Origin of the sequence: Corallococcus praedator, assembly GCF_003612125.1 — a bacterium.
Taxonomy (GTDB): Bacteria; Myxococcota; Myxococcia; order Myxococcales; family Myxococcaceae; genus Corallococcus; species Corallococcus praedator.
The window spans coordinates 1-18,644 of record NZ_RAWI01000177.1 but is presented as its reverse complement, the minus strand read 5'-3'; the positions used below and the strand labels follow the sequence as shown (position 1 = coordinate 18,644).

17 protein-coding genes are annotated in these 18,644 nt (G+C 68.7%); 6 read left to right on the top strand and 11 right to left on the bottom strand.

Features of this window, described 5'->3' with window-relative positions; translation table 11 throughout:
* The 3 genes from D7Y13_RS22155 to D7Y13_RS22145 all read left to right on the top strand — a co-directional run.
* Positions 1–619 (top strand): cation:proton antiporter domain-containing protein (locus tag D7Y13_RS22155; protein ID WP_208734481.1); only part of this gene is annotated, 619 nt, incomplete at its 5' end.
* Positions 620–667: 48 nt separating this feature from the next.
* Entirely contained in the window at positions 668–1,288 is a 621-nt protein-coding gene (locus D7Y13_RS22150) for an L-threonylcarbamoyladenylate synthase (protein WP_120534168.1), read from the top strand.
* A gap of 22 nt (positions 1,289–1,310) precedes the next feature.
* Positions 1,311–2,297: a hypothetical protein gene (locus D7Y13_RS22145; RefSeq protein ID WP_120584402.1), complete on the top strand. Its 987-nt coding sequence runs from the start codon at positions 1,311–1,313 to the stop codon at positions 2,295–2,297.
* A gap of 25 nt (positions 2,298–2,322) precedes the next feature.
* Here D7Y13_RS22145 and D7Y13_RS22140 read toward each other — a convergent pair whose 3' ends face one another.
* Positions 2,323–2,625 (bottom strand): hypothetical protein, encoded by a 303-nt coding sequence (locus D7Y13_RS22140; RefSeq protein ID WP_120534166.1) that lies wholly within the window; start codon positions 2,623–2,625, stop codon positions 2,323–2,325.
* Between the two features lie 174 nt (positions 2,626–2,799).
* Between D7Y13_RS22140 and xerD the strand changes: the two genes are divergently transcribed.
* Entirely contained in the window at positions 2,800–3,735 is a 936-nt protein-coding gene (gene xerD, locus D7Y13_RS22135) for a site-specific tyrosine recombinase XerD (RefSeq protein WP_120534165.1), read from the top strand.
* Between the two features lie 28 nt (positions 3,736–3,763).
* On the opposite strand, the gene D7Y13_RS22130 is transcribed toward xerD, so the two are convergent.
* The 9 genes from D7Y13_RS22130 to D7Y13_RS22090 form a co-directional block, all read right to left on the bottom strand.
* On the bottom strand, positions 3,764–6,901 hold the full coding sequence (locus D7Y13_RS22130) for an alpha/beta fold hydrolase (protein WP_120584401.1): 3,138 nt from the start codon (positions 6,899–6,901) through the stop codon (positions 3,764–3,766).
* 171 nt (positions 6,902–7,072) lie between these two features.
* Positions 7,073–8,470 carry an NHL repeat-containing protein gene (locus D7Y13_RS22125; protein ID WP_120584400.1) on the bottom strand — a complete coding sequence of 466 codons (1,398 nt, stop codon included), beginning with the start codon at positions 8,468–8,470 and terminating at the stop codon, positions 7,073–7,075.
* A 95-nt stretch (positions 8,471–8,565) separates the two neighbouring features.
* Positions 8,566–9,081, bottom strand: a complete 516-nt coding sequence (locus tag D7Y13_RS22120; RefSeq protein WP_255425922.1) for a DUF1963 domain-containing protein — start codon at positions 9,079–9,081, stop codon at positions 8,566–8,568.
* A gap of 33 nt (positions 9,082–9,114) precedes the next feature.
* Complete coding sequence (locus D7Y13_RS22115; RefSeq protein WP_120584398.1) at positions 9,115–10,083, bottom strand: RNA ligase family protein; 969 nt, start codon at positions 10,081–10,083, stop codon at positions 9,115–9,117.
* A 91-nt stretch (positions 10,084–10,174) separates the two neighbouring features.
* Entirely contained in the window at positions 10,175–11,344 is a 1,170-nt protein-coding gene (locus D7Y13_RS22110) for a HEPN domain-containing protein (protein WP_147444359.1), read from the bottom strand.
* Positions 11,345–11,748: 404 nt separating this feature from the next.
* Positions 11,749–12,603 carry an SIR2 family NAD-dependent protein deacylase gene (locus tag D7Y13_RS22105; protein ID WP_120584396.1) on the bottom strand — a complete coding sequence of 285 codons (855 nt, stop codon included), beginning with the start codon at positions 12,601–12,603 and terminating at the stop codon, positions 11,749–11,751.
* Positions 12,600–13,520, bottom strand: a complete 921-nt coding sequence (locus tag D7Y13_RS22100; protein ID WP_199732828.1) for a protein-ADP-ribose hydrolase — start codon at positions 13,518–13,520, stop codon at positions 12,600–12,602. The genes D7Y13_RS22105 and D7Y13_RS22100 overlap by 4 nt, the downstream gene beginning before the upstream one ends.
* A 34-nt stretch (positions 13,521–13,554) precedes the next feature.
* Complete coding sequence (locus tag D7Y13_RS22095; protein ID WP_199732827.1) at positions 13,555–14,424, bottom strand: nuclear transport factor 2 family protein; 870 nt, start codon at positions 14,422–14,424, stop codon at positions 13,555–13,557.
* Positions 14,425–14,506: 82 nt separating this feature from the next.
* Complete coding sequence (locus D7Y13_RS22090; RefSeq protein ID WP_120534157.1) at positions 14,507–14,932, bottom strand: Rrf2 family transcriptional regulator; 426 nt, start codon at positions 14,930–14,932, stop codon at positions 14,507–14,509.
* 75 nt (positions 14,933–15,007) lie between these two features.
* Between D7Y13_RS22090 and D7Y13_RS22085 the strand changes: the two genes are divergently transcribed.
* Entirely contained in the window at positions 15,008–16,072 is a 1,065-nt protein-coding gene (locus tag D7Y13_RS22085) for a hypothetical protein (RefSeq protein ID WP_147444358.1), read from the top strand.
* Positions 16,073–16,081: 9 nt separating this feature from the next.
* On the opposite strand, the gene D7Y13_RS22080 is transcribed toward D7Y13_RS22085, so the two are convergent.
* Entirely contained in the window at positions 16,082–17,272 is a 1,191-nt protein-coding gene (locus tag D7Y13_RS22080) for a DUF4388 domain-containing protein (protein ID WP_120584393.1), read from the bottom strand.
* 243 nt (positions 17,273–17,515) lie between these two features.
* Here D7Y13_RS22080 and trpS point away from each other — a divergent pair, with 243 nt between their 5' ends.
* On the top strand, positions 17,516–18,529 hold the full coding sequence (gene trpS / locus D7Y13_RS22075) for a tryptophan--tRNA ligase (protein WP_120584392.1): 1,014 nt from the start codon (positions 17,516–17,518) through the stop codon (positions 18,527–18,529).
* The last annotated feature ends 115 nt before the right edge of the window (positions 18,530–18,644 follow it).

Here is an 18,644-nt window from a genome sequence, read left to right as displayed (position 1 = left end):
TATAAGAGACAGGTTCGGTTCGGTGGCGGTGGGGTGCCTGCTGGCGGTGGCCATGCTGCTGTACATGCGGGGCGTCAACCGGGAGCTGCCCCTGTTCCTCGTCGGCCTGTCGTTCGCGGCGGCGGAGGGTGGGGCGCGGCTGCACCTGTCGCCGCTGCTGGTGTCGCTGGCGGCGGGCGCGCTCATCGCGAACCTGGACGAGCGCGAGGGCCGGCGCATCCACCATGCCATCCAGCAGGCGGGCCTGCCGGTGTTCGCGCTCTTCTTCGCCGCGGCGGGGGCGGGCCTGAAGCTGGACGCGCTGGTGACGGTGGGACCGGCGGCGCTGCTGCTCGTGGCCCTGCGGGGGCTGGCCATCTGGGGCGCGTGCCGCAGGTTCGCGCCCGCCGGGGACCCGCGCCTCAAGCGCTACCTGTGGATGGGCCTCATCTCCCAGGCGGGCGTGACGTTCGGGCTGGCGGCGCTGGTGTCGCGCACCTTCCCCACGTTCGGGCCGCAGGTGGAGGTGCTCATCATCGCGATGATCACCGCGCACGAGCTGGTGGGCCCGGTGCTCACCCGGCGCGCGCTGCTGGGCAGTGGCGAAATCCGTGCGGAAGAGGCGGGCGGGGGCGCATAGTTGGGGCTCGCCGCCGTCGGCCTGTCCCTGTCAGGAGTCGCGCCCGTCATGCCCCCCGCCGTCGCACCCATCCTCGAGGTGGACGTGGACCACCCCTCGCCGCGCCACATCGCTCGCGCGGTGGAGGTGCTGGAGAAGGGCGGCCTCATCGCCTATCCCACGGATACCTATTACGGCCTCGGTTGTGACCTGAACGCGAAGAAGGCCATTGAACGGCTCTACCAGCTCAAGGGCCGCGACAAGAAGAAGCCCCTGTCGCTGCTGTGCCCGGACCTGTCCGACGTCGCCCGCTACGCGCACGTGAGCAACTTCGCCTACCGCGCGATGAAGGGCCTCACCCCCGGCGCCTTCACCTTCATCCTGGAGGCCACGCGCCTGGTGCCGGAGGTGATGATGACCAAGCAGAAGCAGGTAGGACTGCGCGTGCCGGACGCCACGCTTCCCCGCGAACTGGCGAAGGCCTTGGGCCGCCCGCTCATCACCACGTCCGCAACACATACCGATGGTACGGTTTTGTCAGACGCCAGGGACATCAAGACCGTGTTGGGGCACGGATTGGATCTCATCCTTGACGGTGGCGTGACATTGAACGAGCCGTCCACGGTGGTTTCACTCGTAGGCGATGCGCTTGAAATTCTCAGGCAAGGCAAGGGTAGGCTGGAAGCCTGAACCCGAACCAGAGGGGGGAGCCTTGGCCGAGGGGGACCGTCCAGAAGTGCCAGTGATTGTCGACGTACCGGAGCGGGTGCCCGGCGCGTTCGCGCTGTTGGGGCTGTTGATGCTCCGGCCCATTGATCTGCACTACCGCCTGCGCGAGGCCGGCATCCGTTCGCCCGCGGGGCGCATTGGCCAGTTATGGCGCGAGCAGGCGGAAGGAGGCCGCGCCGCCGGGGCCTTCGTCGCCCGGATGCTGCTCTTGCTCGTGGTGCTGTCGCCGGGCCTCACGGTGCTGACGGGGCTGGGCCTGCACGTCATGGGCGTGCCCATGCGGGGCGTGTGGTTCCTCTCCGCGGCGCTGTGTTCCGCGGTGGGGCTGGTGGTGGCGCTGGTGTCGGGGCTCGCGTCGGGGGTGCTGTTGGGGTCGCTTGCGAGCATGTCGATGCTGGCGGGGCTGCACGCCACGGCGGGCGGCGCCTTCGGTCCGGAGTCCGGGGGCCTGGCGGCGATGGCGGTGGGCATCTGCCTGGGCATCGTGTCCGGCCTGTCGGCGGGGAGCATCGGGGGGTTGGCGAGTGGCCGCGGGCCCTCCGTGCGCAACGTGCAGGTGGCGGCGATCGCGACGAGCGTGGTGCCCATGTTCGTGTGGAGCGGCGCTTCGTCGGTGTCCTTCGCGGGCGCGGTGGCGGCGAGCGCGCTGGTGGCCTTCCTGGCGTGTGCCTTCCGGTTGCCGTTCTACGCGCTGGAGGTGCTGGCGCAGGCGGTGGCGTACGCGGTGGAGCGCTTCACGGGGCGGCCCACGCTGCGGTGGGTGCCGGTACGGCACCACAACCTGAGCTACCTGCCGCACCCGTTCCTGGGCCGGCACCTGGCGCTGGCGGTGCGCTCCCGGCCCGCGGAGGTGCTGGCGGTGGCGGATGCGTGCCTGCGCTCGCCGGGCAACATCCTGGTGGGCTGGCCGTGGGTGGTGGAGGCGCTGGAGCGCGCGCACGCGCAGGAGGCCGTCGAACCCCAGGCGTGAGGCCCTGGGGTCCGGTGGTGCCGTGCTACGGGGTCGCGGACGGGAGCTTCTCGACCTGGGTGATGACCTTCGCGCCCACGGCGTTCGGGGCGTAGGTGACGCGAACGGTGTCGCCGGGCTTGATGGCGTCCAGGGTCGCCTTCAGCTCCTGCTTCGGGTTTTCGATGACGTAGGTCAACGGCGGCGCGGAGGCGGTGGCCCCCGCGAGCTGGACGGACGTCGGCGTGATGCTCTTCACCTGGCCGTCCTTCGTCTTCGTGGACGTCGCCTGGGGGGCAGGCTGGGCCAGCGTCGTCGCGCTCATGCTCCCCATCGTCAGTGCCGCCATCCACAGCCATCCTGGTGCGCGCATCGGGTTGCTCCTTGCTTCGGGTGGGCGGAGGCAGGTCGTGTCACCGGCCCGCTCCGGTTGAAGGCCACGTTGGAACGGGACGCTATCCGGTCGTGACGGGGGAGGTGGCCGGGGAGTTGCCCTCGGGTGTTCCTTCGCTACCCTGGGCCCATGGAAGGACTGCTCGACGCGTTCATCGCCTTCATCCGCGCGGAGCGGGGGTTGTCCGGCAAGACGGTGGACGCCTACGCGGCGGACCTCACCGTCTACTTCGAGGACCTGCGCGCGCGCGGGAAGGACGACGCGGCCCGCGTCACCCAGGAGGACGTGCTCGCGCACCTGACGACGCTGGGCAAGCAGGGCCTGAGCCGCCGCAGCCAGGCGCGGCACCTGGCCGCCATCCGCGTCTTCCACCGCTTCCTCGTCGCGGAGCGGCTGGCGGACAAGGACCCCACGGAAGACGTGGACACGCCCAAGTCGCCGCGCAAGCTGCCCGTGTTCCTCACGCTGGAGGAGGTGGAGCAGCTGCTGGCCGCGCCCGACGAGCGCACCGTCACGGGCATGCGCGACAAGGCGATGCTGGAGGTCCTCTACGCCACGGGGCTGCGCGTGACGGAGCTGTGCACGCTGGAGCTCAACAATGTACAGCTCACCGCGGGCTACCTCATCGCGAAGGGCAAGGGCTCCAAGGAGCGCATCGTCCCGCTGGGCCGCGTGGCGATTGAAAAGGTCCAGACGTTCCTGTCGCTGTCGCGGCCGGAGCTGCTGGGCAAGCGCGAGGCGAAGGCGCTGTTCGTCACGCCGCGCGGTGGAGGCTTCACGCGGCAGGGCTTCTGGAAGCTGCTCAAGCGCTACGCGCTGAAGGCCGGCATCCTGAAGCCGCTGTCACCGCACAAGCTGCGGCACTCGTTCGCCACGCACCTGGTGGAGCGGGGCGCGGACCTGCGGGCGGTGCAGCAGATGCTGGGCCACGCGGACCTGGCGACGACGCAGATCTACACGCACGTCAACGGCGCGCGCCTGCGCAAGGTGTACGACGAATTCCACCCGCGCAGCGACGCGTTCAAGCCGAAGCCCGCCGCGCGCAAGCGCCCGCCCACGGCGTGACGGATGCGGCGCGAGGGCGCGGTGGGACTCAGGACCCGCGCCCCTTCAGCACGAAGTCCGGGTTGCCATAGAAGAGGTAGTTCGCCCAATCCCTTGAGCGCATCCGCTTCAGCTCCGCGCGCCCTGCCTGGAGCGCGGCGTTGAGGCCCACGCCCCGCAGGATCTCCCGGTAGAAGCTCAGGGAGAACGCTTCCGCCTCGGCGTCACCGACGGGCCAGGTGGTCCCGATGAAGTTCGCCACTCCGCCGCGCAGGAACGCCTCCGCCAGTCCGACGGCCGTGTCCAACTGCTCCACGGAGGTGCGCAGGGGCTTCACCACCTCCAGCCGCCCCGCCATCCTGCGCAGCCGACCCGACTCACAGGCATTGAAGAACACGAGCGCCGGCAGGTTCGAGAGTCCCGCCAGGTCGGCGCCCGACAGCACGGTGTGGTGGTGGCACACAATGCCGCTGCGGGCCGGGGTGTCCTCGTCGAAGAACGCGTGCCCGGCGTAGTGGACGATGTCGTAGCGCCCCGAGCTGAAGGCGGCCAGGAGTACCGGTCGGGTGGCCTCCTCCCCCCGGATGACGTCGACCCGGACGCCGGGGAGGTTCTGGAAGAGTTCCCCCAGACGCCTGCCTTCCCGCGCGGCCACGGGCAGGTCCCCGGTTGGGTCCACGACCAGCAACACCCGCAGGACGTCATCCTCCACGCGCTCGGAGAGCCACTTGGCCACGGACAGGTTGTCGGCGGAGTAGCGGCGACTGAGGCCCTTCTCCGCCGCGGGAAACCAGACCGTCTCCCCGTCGTCGAGCGGCAGCGCCAACGTCTCCCATGGCACGCGTGAGAGCGGTGCATCATGTACCACCACGAGGTGGTGGTCTCGCTGGCGCGCAAGCACCGTGCGGACCGCGTCGGGGAGCAGCAGGTCGGCGAGCCGGCGTCCTCCCCGGGTGAAGTCCTGCACGCTCGCGGCGACCACGGCCTCCCGCGCGGCCAGCAGCTCCCGTGTATTGATCGTGCGAAGTCCGCTGACGATCGCGGCCTTGCCCCCCGAGGTGAGCAGCGACGCGTGGATGTCCACCGTCCGCTCGGCCTCCGCCGCGCTAGCGGTCTCCTGCCGCAGGATGAGATAGACCGGCTCCTCGCGGCGTGTGGGCTGCCCCTGCCCCCAGGGCGCCTCCCGCTCCGGTGGAAGGACCACCTCGTCCAGGGTGAGCTCCAACTGCTCGGTCAGGGAGGTGCTGGACAGGCGGTACAGCTCCTCCTTCAGTTCGAGGAACCGCTGGGGATCCTGCTCGCAGATGATCAACCGGCGGAAGCCGCGGTCGTGGTCGGCGTCGCGGAGGCCCCGGAAGAAGCCCATCAGCAGGTTGCGCAGCGCTCCGGCCGCGGTCCGCCCGGAGTTTGCTCCAAAGAGCACGGTGGCGAACTCCTCGATGCGCGCGTTGATGAAGGTCCGCATGACATTCTCCGCGGCCGTCTGGAGGACGGAGTCGCTGAGGGTGTCGAAGGAGCCCAGGCCCACGAAGCAGAGGATGTCGGCCGCGAGCGGATGCCGTCCGGTCGGCATCATGAAGACCTCTCCGATGTTGCGCGAGAACATGCGCCGGTTGTTCAGCTCGGTGATGGCGCCACCGAGCCGCGCATCCAGCGCTTTGGCCGGGCCCCCCGGAACGACATCGCGGAAGATGCCAATCGACAGGGCGCGGGCGTCAACCTCGGTGATGCTCCCGAGCGCGATGCGGAGGTCGATCCGATGCTGCCTTCGCCGCCCCACGACGACCTGCTCGAACGGGTGACGGAACCCGGTCCCCAAGGCCGCCGGAGAGACCGGAGGTGGCATCGGTCCGGTGATGACGCCGTCGTTGCGTGCCGTGGGTGCGACGAGCTCCTCTGTCACCTCCCGAAGTTCGCGCTGGCTCAGCGCGGGACCTCGGCGCCCGTCATAGGGCTCCACCCGCAGCGCCGCTTCGGGGACCTCGGTGACCGGGGCACGCAGCGCGCTCGGTGCGGGTTGGGTGGGGAGCACATCCGTCTGCCCACGATCCAGGAGATCACAGACGGCGCGCGCCACCCGCGAGTTGTTCGGCAACGCCCCGTGGCTCTCGGCGATGTAGTAGTGCGCCTTCACCCCGCTCATCTGGGCGAACTCCAGTGGCACCGTGCCATCCCCCTGACGGGAGGTCTGGTAGACGAACCGGCCCTGCTCGTCATGGCGCAGGCCCACGGTCGTTTCCTGGTCCACGCCGCAGATGATGAAGAAGTCCTCGCGCGCGCCCGCGAGCCCCTCACGCATCGGCGCCACCCCCTTGAGGAGGGCGTCGCGGGGGTGGAGGTCGTCGGGAGGCCATTGGGAGAGATCGTAGAGGTCCACCTCCGACCAACGCTCCGGGTCAGGGAGCATCTGGGTCAGCCCCGGGAACGTGGTGAAGAGGTCACGCGAGAGCTGCTCGGGGGTGTGCCGCAAGTCGAGCGCGCCAAGCTTGCGGACCACCGGATGGGTGGCGCGCAGGGCCATCACCGGATCAAAGGATCCCGAGTTCGGGGTGCCGAGCATGATGAGCCGCGCGTAGGGCGCGCCCTGGCCAATGGCCGCGCGTGCGACGAGCCCGCCCATGCTGTGCGCCACCAGGTGCACCTTCTCCCCCGCGCGCTGTTGGAGCACGGCGGCGAGTTCAGCACCGAGTTCGGTGATGCTCCTGCGCCAGTCGAAGGCGTGAAAGTGCGCGTCGAAGCCTGCCTGGCAGAGCCGGAACTTGAGCGAGAGGTAGGCGAACAACATCACCCCGAGCGCGGAGAGGCCATTGCCCGGAGCGGGGAGCTCCAGGTGGGTCAGCCTGCCGGCGCCGATGTCGATGGGGTCGAACCAGAAGACGTCGTCAAGGAGGCCAAGCTTCCGCTTGCGGCCAATCCTCGAGCCCAGGAGGCCCGGAAGGATGAGGACCGGTGGGCCTCCGCGCAGCGTGCGGGAGGCGGTCGCATCGCGGGCGAGTCGGGTCAATTCGGTGTACTGCTCCGGTCCGAAGTAGTCCTCGAGCAGTCCCTGGTGGGCGCCGGTGACGAGCGCTTCCTCCACGTCCTCGTCGCGCAGCTCGAACCCGGACTGGCGGGTGACGTCCGGGGCGGGGCGAGGGCGTGTCCTTCGGGGTGACGGCTTCGAGCGCGAGGGCTTCCGTGAGGCCATGGCTTCCTCCCCTGACACCGCGCCAGCGCGATGACGGGGGAGGCTAGGGCTTCCGTGCGGTGGGTGCAGGCCCCGCGCCGGGACTGTGCGGCAGTCCCACTTGAGGCTGCCCCCAGGGGCGATCCGCTGTGTCCGCTTCGCGTCAGCCGCCGAGGACTTCGTGGCGCACCGCTACAACCCGGTGCTCTTCAGCAGCAGGCGCGCGGGGCCGGGGAAGAACCCCGGCGTGTAGATGTTCGCATCGGTGACGAACGCCGTGTCGCCGCTGACGACCAGCTTGGGACCGGTGGTGGGGCGGATGAAGAGGGGCAGGGTGAGCTGCGTCTCCGGCCAGCGCACCACGCCGCCCGTTCCGAACGCCGTGTCCAGATCGCCATTGGCCTGGAAGCGGAACAGCGCGGGCTTCGCGCGCACGTTGGCGTAGACGAGGATCTTCCCGTCCGCCTGGATGGCAAGGCCGCTGACGTTCACCACGTCGAGCACGTCCTCGGGCGCGGTGAACTCGCGCACGCCCTCGGGACCGAAGGTGACGTCGGGCTTGCCCTCGGCCGTGTAGGCCACGAGCTTCATCACGCCGTAGCCGGTGCCGCCCACCTTCACGTCCTGGCGCTCACCCGCGAGCAGGAAGCCGCCGCCCGGACGGGCCACCATCGCGTGCGCCCTGCCGCCCACGCTCTTCGCGAGCCCTGACGTTCCGAACGTCAGGTCCTGGTTTCCCGCAGGGCGGATGCGCACCGCCGCGAAGTCGTCTCCGCCGCCGATGACGATGCTCGTGCCCTGGATGGCGATGCCCTGGACGGATTCGGCGTTCGTGTACGCGCCGCCAATCCAGCTTCCTGCGGGGCTGCCCGCGGACGTGAAGGTCGTGTCGAGCGAGCCGTCCGCCTTGTAGCGGATGAGCGCGAAGTCCTCGTCCAGGCCGTCCGACTTCGTGAGGAACCCGCCCACGTAGAAGCGTCCGTCCGCCATGGGCAGGATTCGGTGCACCGCGCCCCGGAAATCAACGCTGCCGTCCGCGCCGAAGTGCAGCCGGGAGCGGCCCGTCTTGTTGAAGCTGGTGTCGAGCTGTCCGCTGGGGGTGAGCTTCACCACGGCGAAGTCGCGCGAGTCGGAGGTCGCGCCGCCCTGGGCGAAGCCCGCGACGAGGAGGCTTCCATCCGCGAGCACCGCGACGGTGTCCGCGCGGTCGGCCTGTTCGCGCTCTCCGGAGATGGCGCCCGTCGCGGGACCCTCGAAGTCGACGACGACCGAGCCCTGGGTGCCGAACGTCGTGTCCAGATCGCCGGTGGCCGTGTAGCGGCGCACCAGCACGTCCACGCTGGTGGTGGCCAGGTTCGCTTCGGTGGAGCCCACCACGATGAGGCCCCCGTTGGAGGCCGCGAGCGCACGGCCCTCCTCGGCGGGCGCCTGCGTGCCTCCATCCGTGCCGGCATCCGTCTGCGTGCCAGCGTCCGTCGGGCCCGGATCCGGGTCGCCGTCATCGCCGCCACACGCCCCGCTGCCTGCGACGAGGGCGCCCGCCGCCACTGCCACCACGAGATTCCAACCGCTCCACACGTTGCGCTTCATTCGAGATGTCCCTTCTGGGGTAGCAGGGACTCATCTGGGCACCCCCCGCACCCGGGGTGCAAGTGGGGCTCGGGGGATGCACCCATGCCCTGCCATCAGGCGTTCGCGCTCGTCACCACGGCGCGCTCCAGCCGTCCCGCCGCCAGGTCTTCCGGGTGGATCAGGACGTAGACCCAGTTTGTTCCCCAATGGAAGCCTGCAGGGTTGTCGTAGTTGATGCGCCAGAGCTGCACATCGGGGGCGTGTCCGGACGGTGGACGGGAGGCGTCCTCCTCATCCAGTCCGCCGCTCCGGTGTCCTCCCAGCCGGTGCAGCCCCGTTCCCTGCTGATCCTCGAGGAAGCCCTCGGGAGCCCAGTCGTTCCAGCGAGCCTGGAGCTCCGCGTCCTCGTCGCGAAGCGGTGCCTCCCAGGTGTTTCCTCCTGGCAGTGACCAGCCTGACGCGAACGACATCCGCGCTTCCCAGCGCCCCACACACGGGGGAAGGGGGAAGGAACGGGAGCGGGCTTCGGAGGGATCCGGATACCAACGGATGCGAAACGCCTGGGACGCGGTCCACCAATCCTTGCGAGCGAGCGCGGAGCATCCGTCGCAGGTCTTCCGGAAGTTCAGGGCGCATGTCTTCAGGTCCTTCGCACCTCGCGCCTACGTCTGCTCGAGTGCCTTGTTGACGAGTGGCAGGGCCTGCTCACGGATATGCGCGGACAGACTCTCCTCTCCTGCCAGGTCCAGGGACTGACACGCTGAATGGAAGGTCAGCTCAAGGTCGACCCGGACATCCAGCTCCACCTCGTCCACCAGCAGGTCCGGGGCGCTCCTTCCGCATTTCGAGAGCGCACTGGCGATCCGCGCCGGGTTCACCAGTCGCGAGGCCCAGTCCTTCAGTTCCGACAGGGACAACCGCTGCTGGGGATCCCATGGGGCGCTCTCGTCGAAGCGGGCCTCGTTGAACTCCTCGATCTTCCGCTTCATGGCGGCGCGTTGGCTGGGCGACGACCGTTGTTCGCTCTTGATGACCAGCCCCTCTGCCCAGTTGTCAGGGATGGGCGGAAGGCCCAGCAGTGCTGGGAGACGGGACAGGGAGCGCGTGGGCACATCCTCCATCTCCGAACGCGTTCCCCGACGCACGACCGGTGGCGTCAGCACTCCTGCCTTGCGGGCCACCTCCTCCACGTCCCGGTGGGGAAGGAACTCCCCCTCATCCTCGTCGGAGCGGGCGACCAGGATGTCGAAGAGGATCCACTGGAGCTCGGGCGCATACCAGATGCCCGTCTGCACGGGGGCCATGCCGGGCACCGCAGGCACTTCCGGGTGGGGATAGCGGCCGCCCACCAGTTCTCCGTAGAGGTAGAGCCGCTCGTCCTTCGCACAGATCGTCCGAGCAAGCTCCGTCGCCGCGCGGCTCAAGCGGAGGCGCAGCAGCTGCCATCCGAAGAAGGGCTCTTCTTCGGTGAGCCATGCCTTGCGCTTGCCGAAATGGACCTGCCCGTCCTGCGCCCCGAGAACGAGCTGGGCCCCATGGAGCTTCTCCAGGGCCACCCAGCTTCCCGAGGCGCCCGTCTGGCCCCGGTTGTGACCCACCGCGGCCATCTTCAAGTAGGGACGAAAGAGCATGGGCTCGACTACCGCCCATCCAGTCCCCCGGATTCAAGCCCCAAGGGAAGCTCACCGCTCCCGCACGGTACGCCATCGCCCGGCGGCGGTGTCACGGCAGGGGTGGCGTTGCCGGGGCGCTCAGCAGCCGATGGCGCAGGATCTGGCCCAGGTGGCTCCGGGTCCGCAAGGCGATGCTGAAGAAGTCCCTTCGGATCTCGCGTTCGCCGTGGACGATGTCGCAGCGACAATCGTAGGAGGCACGGACCTCCGCCTCGAGCTCTTTCGCGGCTCCTCCTCCGAGCGCAGCCAGTGCCTGGCTGACACGCGTCGCGCACTTTGTCGTGAGCCCGGGCTCCTTGCGCTGGGTGAAGAGTCCCTCCAGCGCAATCCAGCAATCGATCAACCAGTCCTTCGGATCCGTCCGCGAGTACGAACTCATCCAACGATTCAGCGCGACGATGAGGCTCCTGTCCCCTGGCGTGAGGCTTCGCCTCTCCTGGGTGAACAAGGTGTGGATCCGTTCGAACAGGGGCACGAGTTGGGCGCGCTGCTCCTCGGACGGCTGGAACACTCCGGGATGATGCCGCTGGGGCCCCATGCTACCGACCAGCGGCCACCGCATCTGGTACTCATGGCGGGAGCCCTCGACGTGCTGTTCCATGAAGCCCGGTCGAATCCCATTCGAGAAATCGCCCGACTGGGAAACAAGGCGGAGGCAGGCCAGGACGGCTGACTCGCAAGGACCCGGCTGCGTGGTCGAGAGATCGATGATCCTGGACATGGACCCATCCCGCTTGTCGTCGCGGGGCTCCTCGACCTCGATGACACTCGTGAGCCCGAGCGCCTGTCGCCCTGGAGCCGAATCGCGGCCATATCGCTCATCGGGGTTGAGCCACAGATGGCGTTCGAAGTCATGGGTGGGCCTCAACCGCACCTGGGGCGACAGGATGAGTTCCCGACCGGCCAGCCACAGTCCGAAGAGCGGCGTGATGCGCAGCGTGCGCAGTCTTCCCAGTTGGATCCGATCCACCATCCGCTGGAAGAGGAGCCGGGCGGCACCGGGGTCGAACTTCCCCGGGTCCTCGACGAGCCAGAGATAGTCCCGGACGTACTCCCCGGCGAATCCCTCCCAGGCCCGGTGGCGCAGGCTTCGCAGGTCATGCCCGGGGGATTCCTCCGAGGGCGCTGGGACGAGGAAGTCCCACTCGGGAACATCCACCAGGAGTCGGGCCAGCGCGTCCAGGGCGTGGAGCGTGTCATGCCCCGGACGCTCGACCATCCGCAACAGATCCCGAGGGTCATGGCGCACGGCGGTCGCCACGGCACACTGTCCGTCGGGAGAAGCCTCTTCACCGGAAACGGCGCCCATGGCGACGTAGCGAGCGTGTTTGGGAAGGGGCTTCCTGAAGGAAAGGTAGACAGTCACCTCCATCACCAGACCGCGGAGGGCCGACTCCAGCCGTTGCAGGGGAGGCCCCTTCACGGGCGTCGAAACCCATCTTCGCAGCCCTCCTTCGAGTGCCTGGTGGATGGGAAGCAACAACCTGTTGGCGAGCAATCAACCCTCCCGCGCCTTCCAACGTCGTTGGCGCCACGTCGTCGAACACGGCATGGACCGGGGACGCCGCTTCAGCCTGACACGCCTCCTTCCGATTGCCGATTCCGGTGGGACGGTCCTGTTCGTCAGGCGGCCTTCGCTCCATTCCTCAACAACCCGATCGCCTGCTCCGCCCCCATCGCCAGGGCGACGGCGCGCTTGCCCAGCGCGTCAGGAAGCTCGGGGTCCGAGAGGTTGATGCGGACCAGCCGGGCACCGGGGTGCTGGTGCACCAGTTGCTCCATCCGCCAGCGCACCACGGAAGGCGTGTTGAAGCCGGCTCCGATTTCAATCACGAGGAGCCGTGCCGTCGCGGCTTCGCGCAGCCACTGCCGGAAGCGCTGCGCCTGTTCGACATAGGGCTCCTCCACGAAGCCCGCATCGATGCGCACGTTCATGAAGACGGCCCCTCCACAGCGGGGACAGCGTGGAATGGCCTCCGGATCGCTCACTTCCTGGGTCACCGGATCCAACGCCGTGAGGCACCGTTCAATGACGGGGCGCGTGGGCCAGGTCTCCCGCGTGCAGGGCTTGCGGCATTGCAGGAGCGCATAGTCTCCCTGCGGCGTGAAGAGTCGCGCCTCGTCGAAGCCATTGCGCGGGAACAGCCGGTCGACGTTGGACGTGAGGACGAACGTATCCCGGTCCTGCACCAGTCCCTGGAGGGCCTGATACGCGACGCGTTCGTCCTCGCTGAACGCCACGTGCTTCACGTGCGTCGACCAGTAGCCCCAGTGCTGAGCGGGCGTGAGGCCCGTGTGGCCGATGAGCTGGTACTGCGCGCGAAAGCCCCTCCGGACGAAGGCTGGAAACAGCCGCGCGAACGTCGCGGTGTCCCCGTAGTCGATACCCGCGGCGGCCGACATGCCCGCCCCCGCGCCGATGAGGACCCGCTCGCTCTCGTGGATCCACCGCCGTGCCTGCTCGATGGGGGCGCTCATCCGAGGGCACCTTCCCGAAGCGCGGCGGAGTACGCCTCGCGGTCTTCGTCACCGAAGACGTTGAAGAGGACCAGATCGAGCGCCCCCGGGTGTTCGCGCAGCCACGTTCCCACCGTGCGCAGGGCCACCCGGGCGGCAGGGCCCTTGGGATAGCCGAAGACGCCCGTGGAGATGGCGCACACCGCGACCGAGCGCACGCCCTGCAGCCGTGTGGCCACATCCAGACTGGCCCGGTAGCAGGACGCGAGCGCTTCCTCGTGCTCGGGGCCCACCGCGCCGCGCACGATGGGGCCCACCGTGTGCAACACGTAGCGCGAGGGCAGGTTGTACGCCCGGGTCGCCTTCGCATGGCCCGTGGGCTCGGGCCTGCCCTGGGCGCGCATGATGCGACCGCAGTCCTCGCGCAGCCTGGGGCCTGCGGCCACGTGGATCGCGTTGTCGATGCACGGGTGGAAGGGGCGGAAACAGCCGAGCAGCTCTGCGTTCGCGGCGTTGACGATGGCGTCCACGGCGAGCGTGGTGATGTCCCCCTGCCACACGGCGCAATGGGCGGCCGCCGTTCCCGGGATGGAACCCAGGCGCGGCAGGCTGTCGGGCGCCACCTCCGGCCGCGTTCGCCGCTCCTTCTGGAGCAGCCGATCCATGTTCAGCAGGAAGTCCTCCGGGAGCGGACGTGGGCCACGCACCGTGAGGAGCGCGCGCAGCCAGGCCCGCGCATCCGTCGCCTGTGAAGCGCGTGCTCCCAACTCCTCGCGCAGCCTCGCCTCGGTGCCGTCGGAGCGGAGCTGTTCGCTCAGGTCCCGCACCAGGGCAGGGTGTTCCTCCGCCGGGGCAGGGGAGGGAGGTGTGAAGGGCGTGTCGAGTGACACGAGCGCGCGATAGGCCTCGAGGGCCAGCACTGGGACGGGAGAAGTCACGGTCACCTGGGTGGGAAGGGGGAGGGCCTGTCGGTCAGAACTTGCCGTTCGCGTTCTTCCACTGGTCGCGGGCCGGCACGGGTTCGATGACGTCCCAGTGTTCAGCGATCTTGCCGCTCTCGACGCGGAACAGGTCGTAGAACGTCGTGGGCTTGCCCCCAAAGACGCCCTCGCTCAGGACCAGCACGAAGTTGCCTTCGCCCAGCACCTTGTGGACGCGGTCGTACTTCATGGTGACGCCCGCCTGGGCCATGGCCTGGAGCGCCTGTCCCAGCCCGGAGAGTCCGTCCGCGATCGCGGGGTTGTGCTGCACGTAGCGGTCGCCGTCGAAGTAGCCCGCGAGCTTGTCCATCCGGCCGTTGACCAGGATGTCGTCCACGAAGCCCGCCACGAGCTGCTTGTTGGCCTCGGTCTTGTCCAGGTCGGTGGCCTCGGTGGGGCCGTCCAGCATCGTGTGGCCACTCGGGTTCGGCTGGGTCGGCTTCTCCTGGAGATTGTCCCAGTGCTCGACGATCTTCCCGTCCTCGAAGCGGAAGACGTCAAAGCCAATCTTGGGACCGAAGAAGTCGTAGTCGGTGTGGGCGAAGACGAGGTCGCCGTCCTGGAACACCCGCACGGTGTTCACCCTGGCGGAGCCCTTGGGCAGCGCCTGCAGGAGCGCACCGAAGCCGGCGAGTCCGTCCGCGGCCCCCAGGTTGTGCTGGATGTACTTGTCCGGGTGGATGACGGCGACGGGCGCCGCCTCCCCGGTCTCGATGGCCTTGAGGAGCGCGACGACCTGCTGCTTCTGCTGCGTGCCGTTCGTCACGGAGGGGCCTTCATGGCGAGGAGGAGCGGAAGCGCAGGCGCTGAGCGTCGCGAACATGAGGGTCGAGGTCAGCGACTTCCTGAAGGAGAAGGGCATGGGGCGTTCCGGAGGACTGCGGGGTAGATTTGAAACTGCGATGGTTGCAATTAAGGGCAAAAAAAAGACCGCGCCCCCAGAGCTAGCGGGCGAGTGTCTGGACTTCCTTGACGAGGTCCGCGACGGTCGTCCGTTCGAGGTCCTTCTCCAGCGCGAGCTGCGCCTCCTCGAAGTGGCCGCCGAGCGCGGACTGGATGGTGCTCCCCACAGGACAGCGGGGATTCGGCGTGTTGCTGTGCAGGGGGAAGAGGGTGCTTCCTTCCACCGCACGGTAGATGTCCCTCAGGGTGATGCCCTTGGGAGGCCGCGCGAGCAACCACCCGCCGCCCACCCCGACCTGCGAGGTGACCAGTTTCGCATCTCGCAGCAGTGACAGCAGCCGTCGGATGACGACCGGGTTGGTGTTCACGCTCCCTGCGATGTGCTCCGACGTCATCTGCTCTCCACCGCCATGCGCGAGCAGGGTGAGGATGTGGATGGCGACGGTGAAGCGGCTGCTGGTGTTCATCGGTGGTCTCGAACTGTAACCAAGATAGTTTCCAATCGTGTGGAGGTCAAGCCCTGGTTGTCGTGGTGAGGGGTGGTGCTACCGTTCCCGACCCTGATGGAAATCCTCTACCTCAACTTCACCGCGCCGGATGACTACGCCACCGGCAACGCCATTCCGCGCATCCTGCGGAAGTACCAGGATCGGGATCAGGCCTCCCGGATGAATCGCTTCTCCGCGTATTGGTGGGGTGCGTCGGTGGTGGAACAGGTGGATTGCTTCGCCAGCGTCGCGGAGCATCAACGCCACCTGCTCACGCCGTTGGGGCACGATCCCGGTCCCCTCGCGGCCTACGAGCAGGCGCGGGGGCAGGTGCGTGGCTTCTTCCTGAAGCATCCGCGGTGCAGCAAGATCATGGTGGGCATGCACGGGCTGTACGACGACACCACGTATGGCTACTCGCGGCCCCAGCACGGCGCGCCCCGGGTGTCCTACGAGAAGGCCGCGGACATCGTGCTCTCATTCCTGAGAGATGATGTCGGCCGCCGTCCCATCAGCATGTCCCTGGTGATGTGCTACGGGGCGCGGTCGGCGCAGTACGACGTGTCGCATGATCCGGACCAGTTGGGAGGCGTCGCACGGCCGGACCTGTCCAGCGCGTTCGCGTTCAAGTTCTACGCGGGCCTGTGCAAGTACCTGAACGTGAAGATGAGCGCGCGGACCGGAGCCGCCTCGTTCGATGACACGACGGGCGCGTCCCGCGTGGAATCCGAGCTGACGCTGCGCCATCAAATCCAGATCGACCGCAATCCGCTCACGGATCAGGAGCAGGAACAGCTCTACGCGCAGCATCAACTGGAACTCGAAATGTTCATGGACGAAATCCGGCCGCAGGCCGCGAACCCCCGCGACCAGGTTCAGGTCAAGGCCGCGGACCGGAGGGGCGCTGAGTTCGCGCATGAGCAGCTCCTGTCCCTGGTGGGAACGGATCCGCTGACGCGCGCGAAGCGGGAGGCGGCCATGTCGCGGTTCAGGCAGCTCCCCCAGGCGAAGCCGAAGAAGTCCGGCAAGCTGACGTACGAGTACGACCCGGGCACGCACCAGGTCGTCATCAAGAGCAAGTACCCGGAGCCGCGCGTCGTGCAGCGGGTGAACATCTGAGCGGCGTGCTCACCCCCCGCCGAGCAGCTCCCCCAGGTTCAACCCATACGGATCCGTGCTGGTGCGCCGGGGCGACGGCTCCACGGCCCCGTCCGCCAGCGGCGCCACGCGGATCAGCCCGGCCTCCATCAACCGGTACACCGACCGCGACGCGGCCAGCTCCCCCATCGCGGCCGTGCGCAGCGCCTGCCGGATGCTCCGGCTGCCCCGTAGCTTCGAGTACAGGTACAGGTCATCCGCCGTCAGGTCCGCCGGGGCAGGGCGGGGGATGGGCTCGAACACCAGCCTCCCATCCAGCGCGAACAGCTCATCACTCAACGCCAGCGTCAGCCCCACCTCCGCCTCGCGGTACAGCGCGTGCGCCTCCGGCACCGGCCCCCGCTCCAGCACCTGCGCCGCCAGCGCCACCGCATGGTCGTACTTCCGCGATGACAGGAACGCCCGCACCAGCGCCAGCAGCTCCGTGAACTCCGTGGACTCGCCCACCTGCGGACCCTTCGCCCGGTGCGGCGCCAGCGCGCCCCGGCGGTACAGGTGCAGCACCCACCGCGCGGCGAACAGCGGGGCCTCCCTGGCGCTCGCCAGCAGCTCGCCCAGCGTGGCCCCTCCGGCCGCCAGGTCCAGCAGCACGTCCTCCTCCTCGGAGAAGGTCTCCACCGCGAACTCTCTGAACACGCGGAACGTGGTGTCGAGGCGCGGGAAGATCTCCCGGAACACCGCCCACTCGCGCAGGCGCGCCACCGCGTCCCGGTGCAGCGTCCCCATGGGCAGCCGCAGCCCCACCGCCCGCGCCGACAACGGCAGCCCCGGCGTGAACTCCACCTCGCCCGACTCCCAGGCGTAGCAGTCGAAGAGCGCTTCGCGCGCCTTGTGCTCCATCGCCTCGATGAGCTGCGACAGCTCCACGAAGCAGCGCTGCACCAGGAAGGTGCCGTAGGGCAGGTTCGCCCCTTCCGCCGCCTCGAACGCCGCCGCCGCCCGGGGCGCATCCAGGATGCGCAGGTTCACCAGCACCTGCGCCAGGTGCTCTCTTGGCTCCGTGGAGGCCACCCCCACCAGGTGCCCGTCCCGCAGGTAGAACTCCCGGCGGACCGCGCCCCGCTCCACCCGCAGCGTCCCCTCCAACCCTGGCGTCGTGTACAGCGGCGGCAACACCAGCTGGAGCCGATAGCTGGCCAGGTTTCCCGTGAACGCTTCCATCCGTGGGCGCCCTCCAAGGCGGGCTGATTCTTCCGTCGACCCGCAGGGTAGCGATAGACCCGAGCCCTCTCAACCCCCCGGAACTGCTCGCCTTTTCCTGGGCGGCCGTATTATTCCAGCCAGGTGCGCGGCGCGGATGTCGGACGTCCGCCACAGGGCGCCGTCGTCAACGGAAGGTTGCAGGGGAACGGCGGGTATGCGAACGAGCCGTGTCCTCCACCCGTCATTGGAATCGCAATCGCTATGCGGATTCTCTCAGGTGTCCAGTCGTCCGGAAGGCTGCACATTGGCAACTATTACGGGGCCATGCGGCAGTTCGTGCAGCTCCAGGATCAGGGGGAGGCCTACTACTTCATCGCGAACTACCACGCGCTCAACACCGTGCGGGATCCGAAGCTCGCGCAGGAGCTGACGCGCGACGCGGCGCTCACGTACCTGTCGCTGGGCCTGGATCCGAAGAAGGCCGTCCTCTTCCGCCAGAGCGACGTGAAGGAAGTGGCGGAGCTCTATTGGATCCTCGGCACGGTGGTGCCGCAGTCGAACCTGGAGCGCGCCCACAGCTACAAGGACAAGGTCGCGCAGGGCATCAGCCCGGACTTCGGCCTGTTCGCCTACCCGGTGCTGATGGCCGCGGACATCCTGCTCTACAGCGCAGACGCCGTGCCGGTGGGCAAGGATCAGATCCAGCACATCGAGTTCGCGCGCGACTGGGCCGTGAAGTTCAACACCCAGTACGTCCCGGGCTACGACCCGGCGGATCCGGAAGGGAAGGAGCGGGGCCACGCGCCCGGCATCCTCAAGCTGCCCGCCGCCCACGTGCAGGAGTCCACCGCGACGGTGCCCGGCATCGACGGGCGCAAGATGTCCAAGTCCTACGGCAACACGCTGGAGCTGTTCGGCGAGGAGAAGGACATCAAGAAGCGCATCATGTCCATCAAGACGGACTCCACCCCGGTGGAGGCGCCCAAGCCCACCACGGACGCGCCGCTCTATGACCTCCTCAAGCTGATGCTCCCGGCGTCGGAGTTCGCGGAGGTGGACGCGACCTGGAAGGCCGGCGGCAAGGGCTACGGCGACTACAAGAAGAAGCTGCTGGAGGCCTTCCACACCACCTTCACCCCCGCCCGCCAGCGCTACGCGGAGCTGCGCGCGGACCCCGGGGAGCTGGAGCGCATCCTCCAGGACGGCGCCCAGCGCGCCCGCGCCGAGGCCACCCGCCTGATGGACCAGGTCCGCAAGGCCGTGGGAATCCCCTGAACACGCGTTCCTGTTCGAATGTTTGACCCACCTGGAAGGCACTGTTAAGGAGGTCTGTCCCCCCCGGCACGCGCTAAAGGCCGGAATTTCGGGCCCTTGCGCGATGACACAGCCC